Below are 6,523 nucleotides of genomic sequence, written 5' to 3' on the forward strand. Positions count from 1 at the left end.
GTGTGTGGGGGGGGGTGTTGGGGGCCCGCCCCCCCGCCGGGGGCCCGCGCCCGGGGGGCGCCGCGCCCCCGCGGCCCGTTCTCGGTGCAGGGCGTTCTCAGTGCCGGGCCGCAAGGGCCGGGCCGCAACAGCGGCCGACGGGTTCAGGGCTGGCGCAGTTCCGGCGGCGGGGTGCGCTTGGCGTCCACGTCGTCCACCCGCACCAGGCTCCCCCAGACCGCCATCCGGTAGCGCGAGGTGTACACCGGCGTGCAGGTGGTCAGCGTGATGTACCGGCCGGGTCCGGTGTAGCCGGAGCCGACCGGGACGGGCGCGACGATGCCGGTGTCGTACTTGGACGTCTCCGGCAGGGTGCTGTCGACCCGGTAGACGTACCACTTGTCCTTGGTCTCGACGACGACCGCGGCGCCCTTGTGCACCGCGTCCAGGTCGTGGAACTTGGCTCCGTGGCCGTCCCGGTGGGCGGCCAGCGCGAAGTTTCCGGCCTGGTCCCAGGGCATCGCGGCGCGGTAGGGCTGCTCGTACACCCCCGCCACGCCCTCGGCCAGGGTGTCGCTGTCGGTGCCCATCCGGATCAGCACCTGGTAGTCCCGGCCCATCGCCGGGACGTGCAGGAAGCCGACCGCGTCCCCGGCCGCGAACGGCGCGGCGGGGGCGGGCGTCCCGCCGGGGGGCGCCGAGGGGGTGCCGGTCGGGCTCGCGGCCCAGGTGTCGCGCAGCCGGTCGGAGGCCGCGGCCGCCGAGCGGTCCGCCTCGACGTTGGTCCACCACAGCGAGTAGGCCACGAACAGGCCGAGCACCAGTCCCAGGGTGATCAGCAGCTCGCCGAAGACGCCGAGTGCGGCCAGCGCCCGGCTGCGGCCGCGCCGGGCGGGCGCGGGGCCGGTCTCGGGTGGCGGGAAGGCCTCCTCCCGCGGCTCGGCCGACTGCGCGGTCTCGTCCGTCATCTCCGGTGCTCCCCCTTCGTGCCGGGTGCCCGGGCGGTCACCCGCCCGTGATCGCGGCCGGCTTGCCTTGGCTGCGCGGCCGTTCCTCGGTCATCTTGCCAAAGACGATGAGGCGGAACTTGGAGGTGAACTCCGGGGTGCAGGTGGTCAGCGTGATGTACCGGCCGGCGCCCGCGTAACCGGCGCCGTTGGGGACGGGCTTGATCACGCTCACGTTGTTGGGGGAGGTCTCCGGGATGCTGCTGGTGACCTCGTAGGTGTAGTACGAGGTGGCGGTCTCCACCACGATCTTGTCGCCCTTGCCGAGCTGGTTGATGTACCGGAACGGCTCGCCGTGGGTGTTGCGGTGCGCGGCCAGCGCGAAGTTGCCCGCCTTGTCGGCCGGCATCCCGGTGCCGGTGTAGTGGCCGACCAGGCCCTTGTCGAGCACCGCCGGCTTGGAGGTGCCCTCGGCGATCGGGAACTTCAGCCCCAGCTTGGGCAGGTAGATGATGGCGAAGCCCTTGCCGGGCTCGAACGACTCCGGCTTGGCCGGGTCCGGAGCCGGCTGCCCGGGCTTCGGCGGCGCCAGGGCCGCGTCGAACTGCTGCTCCAGCCGGTTGCGGGCGCCGTCGGCGGCCGCGTCGGCCTGCACGTTGGTCCACCAGAGCTGGTACGAGACGAAGAGCAGCATCACCACGCCGAGCGTGATGCACAGCTCCCCGATGAGCCGCGCGGCCACCACGACCGCGGACTCCTTGGGCCGCGCCTTCGCCCCGGCGCCCCGGCCGCTCGCCCGACGCCGACCGACGCCCGCGCGCACGGAGGTCCGGCCCTGGGCGGCCCTGCGGCGCTCGGCCCGGCCGCCGGTGGGCGGGGCCGGTTCCGCGGCCGGCCCGCCGATGTCGAGGGGCAGGCGCAGCTGGAGCGTCTGGTCGGGCAGCCACGGGTACTCGGGTCCGGACGCGGCGGGCTGCTCGGCCTGCTCGTACACGCCCCAGGCGTCCTCGGCGGCGCCCTGTCCGGGCTGCGCCGGGTACGGCTGCGGGTACGCCGCCGCGTCGCCGTGGTGCTGCCCGTCGCCGTACGGGCCGCCGCCGTACGGACCGCCGCCGTACGGGCCGTCGCCGTGCTGCGCGCCGCCGTACGGCTGTCCGTCTCCCGGGCCCGCCGCCGGCTGGTATCGCCCCTCCGGACGCAGCGCGGTCACGCCGCTCAGCCCCGGCCGATCACCGGGGCGAGCCCGGCCGACCGGTCCACGGCCTGCGGGTAGCCGCACTCCGCCAGCCAGTTGGCGAGCATCCGGTGGCCGCCCTCGGTGAGCACCGACTCGGGGTGGAACTGCACGCCCTCGACGGGCAGTTCGCGGTGCCGCAGACCCATGATCACGCCGCTGTCGGTGCGCGCGGTGACCACCAGCTCGTCCGGCACGGTGGCCGGCTCGACCGCCAGCGAGTGGTACCGGGTGGCGGTCAGCGGCGAGGGCAGTCCCTCGAACACCCCGCCGTCCTCGTGCTCGACCGGCGAGGTCTTGCCGTGCAGCAGTTCCGGTGCCCGGTCGACCACCGCGCCGTACGCGACCGCGATCGACTGCAGGCCCAGGCAGACGCCGAACACCGGCAGCCCGATCCCCGCGCAGTGGTGCACCATCCCGATGCAGACCCCGGCCTCCTCCGGCGCCCCGGGCCCGGGGGAGAGCAGCACCCCGTCGAAGCCCTGGTCGTCCTCGCCGCCGGACCGGCGGACGGCGTGTTCGACGGTCACCTCGTCGTTGCGCACCACCTCGCAGGTGGCACCGAGCTGGTACAGGTACTGGACCAGGTTGAAGACGAAGCTGTCGTAGTTGTCCACGACCAGGATGCGGGGCGCGGTCGGCTGGGTGGTCATTCTCGCGTGGTCTCCGTGGGATGCGGGGCGGGGTCGGCAGGGTGGAGGAGCAGGGCCGCCGGTTCAGCCGGCCGCGGCACCTTCGCCGCCGTCCACTGTGACGTCACCGAAGGGGAGCAACGGTTCCGCCCACGGGAAGACGTAGGTGAAGAGGAGATAGACGATCCCCGCGATGAGGAGCAGCGAGACGACGGCGCGGACCAGGGTGTTTCCCGGGAGGTGACGCCAGATCCAGCCGTACATGGTGCTCCCTCGACGTAGCGGACTGGGGTCAAGAGTAGACCCGGGATCAACGACCGCGAGGCCGGTCCGCTACTGCTGCCCGCCCGCCGACCGCAGCTCGGTGGTCCCGGAGTATCCGGGGAGGGTCAGGTCACCGCTCTCCTGGACCTTCCAGCCGAGCCCGTACGCCTGGACGTACTGGAGGTAGTTGCGGATCGTCGGGTCGCCGTCCACGGCGGCCTTCAGCGCATCGGTGCGGCCGACCGCCCGGACCACGTACGGCGGCGAGTAGACCCGGCCCTGCAACAGCAGGGTGTTGCCGACGCAGCGGACGGCGCTGGTGGAGATCAGCCGCTGGTCCATCACCTGCACCCCTTCGGCTCCGCCCCGCCACAGCGCGTTGACCACGGCCTGGATGTCCTGCTGGTGGATGACCAGGTCGTTGACGCCCGGCTCGGGGACGCCCGGGATGCGGGCGGTGGCGTTCGGCGGGGCGTCGTTGAGGGTGACGGTCAGGCCGCCGCCCTGCAGCGGCTCCAGGGCCGCGCCGAGTCGCAGGTCGTCCAGCCGGGCGGCGTCGGCGGGGTTGCCGCCCTGCTGCCCGGTGAGCTCCTGCGCGCGGGCCTGGAGGTCTGCCAGCTGGGCCTGGGCCTGCTGGTTCTGCGAGCTGCGCTGGCGTATCACGTCGCCGAGGCTCAGCAGCGAGTTGTCGGTCCGCAGGTCGGTGCCGCGGGCGGTCTGCGCGCTGATGTAGAACAGCAGTCCGGCGAGCGCGAAGACCACACAGGTCAGGGCACGCCCGACAATTCGGGTGCCGGAGCGGCGGGTAGTGGTCGGCCGAGGGGGAATCGACAAATTAGGCACCGTACCCTTATCTCCTTAAGACCCACCGAGCCACTACGCTAACGGACGCCGGTGGCGCGTGCGGGAACGGTCCCATGCGTTCCGCACCGCCCGTCGCCGGCAGACCGACCCCCGCTGCACCTCTGCGCGGTCTCACAGCGCATCGACAGGAGAGCTCCTCGTGCCGAAGTCTCGACTCCGCAAGAAGTCCGACTACACCCCGCCGACCACGGCCACGGTGAAGATCAGTTCGGGCCGTAGTTGGGTCGCACCGTTGATGCTGGCGCTGTTCCTGATCGGCCTGGTCTGGATCGTCACCTATTACGTGACCAGCGGCAGCTACCCGGTCGAGGGCTGGCGGAACTGGAACATCCTGGTCGGCTTCGGGTTCATCGCCGCGGGGTTCGGCGTCTCCACCCAGTGGAAGTAGCTTCCCGCTCCTCCTGAGGCTCCGATCGAGCCACCTCCGCCGCTTCGGGCCACTGGTGCCGGGCGGCGGTCAGGCATGCCCGGACACGGGCGGGAAACCGGTCGGTTATCCCCATCATCGGATGGTCACGCTTATCCACATGGTTATCCACACTGGGGAAAAGTCTCCCCAGCCTGTGGATAACTTTTCGACCGCGGGCTTTCCACGGCTGTGCACAACTTCCCGAGCATGGGAAAACCGCACAGCAGGACACGCGTAGAACAGCAGTCCACACCCCGGGCGGCACACAGCCTGTGCACAACCCCGCACCCGCTGTGGACAAACACCCACGGCGTCACGCGCCGTAGCGGGCCATCCCGATCATCAGCATCGCCGCCACCACGGCCAGCGACCCCGCCAACGCCAGCCCCTGGACCAGGCCGCGACGCTCGCGCGGGGCGTACATCAGGCCGGCCGCCGTCAGCGCGCCCACCACCAGGCCGCCGATGTGCGCCCGCCAGTCGATGTCCGTCCGCGAGAAGGTGACGACCAGGTTGAAGACCAGGAACGCCATCACCGGGCCGAGCGGGCCCCGGTTCCGCAGCTGCATCACCACCGTGGCGCCGATCAGCCCGAAGATCGCGCCCGAGGCCCCCACCGACCGCAGCGAGTTGCCGTCGATCAGGAAGGCCAGGGCGCTGCCCCCCAGGCCGGAGAGCAGGTAGAGGGCCAGGAACCGCAGCCGGCCGAGCGCCGCCTCCAGCGTGGGGCCAAGCCAGTACAGGACCAGCATGTTCATCCCGATGTGCCACCACTGCAGGTGCAGGAACACCGAGGTCAGCAGCCGGTACCACTGGGCGGGGCCGTCGGCGACGCCGTCCGGACCACCCAGGACGGCCCGCCCGACGCTGTACAGCTCCCAGACCTGGCCCAGCCGCGGCGTGAGCACGTAGGCGGCCAGCACGAAGACCACCACGTTGATGCCGATCAGCACCCTGGTGACCAGCCCGCCGTCCTGGGCGATCGCCCCGCCGAACCGGGTGGTCGCCCGCCGCGTCCCGGCGTGCCCGCCGCCGACGCACTCCGGGCACTGGAAGCCCACCGAGGCGGCCACCATGCACTGCGGGCAGATCGCCCGCTCACAGCGGGTGCAGGAGACGCCGGTGGCCGTCTGCGGGTGCCGGTAGCAGCCGGTCAGCATCAGGTTCTTCCCCTCCCGTACGGGACCGCTGAAATCGCCAGCCTACTGCGGCGGATCCGACATCGGGCCTTCCCCCCGGCCGCTCCCACAGTCCGCGTACGGCCCACTCCGACATGCCGGTGGACAAATCAGCATGCATGATCAGCATTCAGGTGGATATGTGCATAAAGGACGCCACCCAGGAGGAGAGACTCGTGACCTTTTCGGACTCGGCTCGTGAGACGGCCACCAAGACCCGGGACACCGCCGCGCACCTCGCGGACGGCGCCAAGCAGCGCCTGGGCCCGGCCCTGGACACCCTCGGGCCGAAAGCCGCCCAGGCCGCCCAGAGCCTCCGCGTCCAGTACGACCGGCACATCGCCCCGCAGTTCGGTCACGCCTTCGCCAGCCTGCCCCCCGAAACCCAGCAGCACGTCCTGAAGGCCTTCCACCGCGCCCAGGAGGCCGCCCTGGCGGCCCGGCTCTCCGCCGCCCGCGCAGCCGACCAGGCCCGCTCCACGGTCGGTCCCAGGGTCGTCCAGGCCGTCGAGGAGGCCCGCGCCGCCGTCACCCCGGTCGCCCAGGAGGCCCAGACCCGGGGCGCCGCCGCGCTGACCGCGCTGCACGGCAACGTCACCTCGGCCGAGATCAGCCACCTCGCCGCCCGCAACGCCCGGAGGAAGCGGTGCAACGGCCTGGCCACCGGCCTCGCCGTGGCCGGCGTGCTGGCGATCGGCGGCGGGATCGTGGCCTGGCAGTGGTGGCGCCGGCACAGCAACCCGGAGTGGCTGGTCGAACCCCCGACCGACCGGGCCGACCAACCCGCCGGTGCGCACGCCGCCGGCGCGACGGCCCCCGGGCCGGTCGACGCCGCCACCCCGGCGGACACGGCCACCGAGCCCGCTCCGCCACCCGGCCGGCCCGACGACGACGGCGACCACCCCAAGCCGCACGACCCGCGCGGACCGCACTGACCCGTCGCCCGGCCCTCTGGGCGTGTCCGACACCCCCAGAGGGCGCGGAAACGCCGATCGGCCGCTGACCGGGATTCAGGTC

At 72.6% G+C, this 6,523-nt stretch carries 8 protein-coding genes; 2 read left to right on the forward strand and 6 right to left on the reverse strand.

Going from position 1 to position 6,523, the window contains the following annotated elements; genetic code table 11:
* Positions 1 to 143: 143 nt before the first annotated feature.
* From ACFV61_RS20635 to ACFV61_RS20655, 5 genes are all read right to left on the reverse strand, one after another.
* Complete coding sequence (locus tag ACFV61_RS20635; RefSeq protein ID WP_380493123.1) at positions 144 to 947, reverse strand: class E sortase; 804 nt, start codon at positions 945 to 947, stop codon at positions 144 to 146.
* A gap of 37 nt (positions 948 to 984) precedes the next feature.
* Entirely contained in the window at positions 985 to 2,136 is a 1,152-nt protein-coding gene (locus ACFV61_RS20640) for a class E sortase (protein WP_380493125.1), read from the reverse strand.
* A 5-nt stretch (positions 2,137 to 2,141) separates the two neighbouring features.
* Positions 2,142 to 2,813, reverse strand: coding sequence for an aminodeoxychorismate/anthranilate synthase component II (locus ACFV61_RS20645; protein ID WP_063348449.1), 672 nt, complete (start codon positions 2,811 to 2,813; stop codon positions 2,142 to 2,144).
* Positions 2,814 to 2,876: 63 nt separating this feature from the next.
* The gene (locus tag ACFV61_RS20650) at positions 2,877 to 3,056 is read right to left on the reverse strand and encodes a hypothetical protein (protein ID WP_063348450.1); all 180 of its coding nucleotides are present in this window, start codon (positions 3,054 to 3,056) and stop codon (positions 2,877 to 2,879) included.
* Positions 3,057 to 3,125: 69 nt separating this feature from the next.
* On the reverse strand, positions 3,126 to 3,884 hold the full coding sequence (locus ACFV61_RS20655; protein ID WP_380493131.1) for a DUF881 domain-containing protein: 759 nt from the start codon (positions 3,882 to 3,884) through the stop codon (positions 3,126 to 3,128).
* Between the two features lie 175 nt (positions 3,885 to 4,059).
* On the opposite strand from ACFV61_RS20655, the gene crgA reads away from it, so the two are divergent.
* On the forward strand, positions 4,060 to 4,308 hold the full coding sequence (gene crgA / locus ACFV61_RS20660; protein ID WP_063348451.1) for a cell division protein CrgA: 249 nt from the start codon (positions 4,060 to 4,062) through the stop codon (positions 4,306 to 4,308).
* A gap of 334 nt (positions 4,309 to 4,642) precedes the next feature.
* Here crgA and ACFV61_RS20665 read toward each other — a convergent pair whose 3' ends face one another.
* Positions 4,643 to 5,488 carry a rhomboid family intramembrane serine protease gene (locus tag ACFV61_RS20665; protein WP_380493127.1) on the reverse strand — a complete coding sequence of 282 codons (846 nt, stop codon included), beginning with the start codon at positions 5,486 to 5,488 and terminating at the stop codon, positions 4,643 to 4,645.
* A gap of 194 nt (positions 5,489 to 5,682) precedes the next feature.
* Here ACFV61_RS20665 and ACFV61_RS20670 point away from each other — a divergent pair, with 194 nt between their 5' ends.
* On the forward strand, positions 5,683 to 6,441 hold the full coding sequence (locus tag ACFV61_RS20670; RefSeq protein WP_380493129.1) for a DUF5324 family protein: 759 nt from the start codon (positions 5,683 to 5,685) through the stop codon (positions 6,439 to 6,441).
* Positions 6,442 to 6,523 lie beyond the last annotated feature (82 nt).

The sequence above is a fragment of the Kitasatospora sp. NPDC059817 genome (genome assembly GCF_042731835.1).
Taxonomy (GTDB): domain Bacteria; phylum Actinomycetota; class Actinomycetes; order Streptomycetales; family Streptomycetaceae; genus Kitasatospora.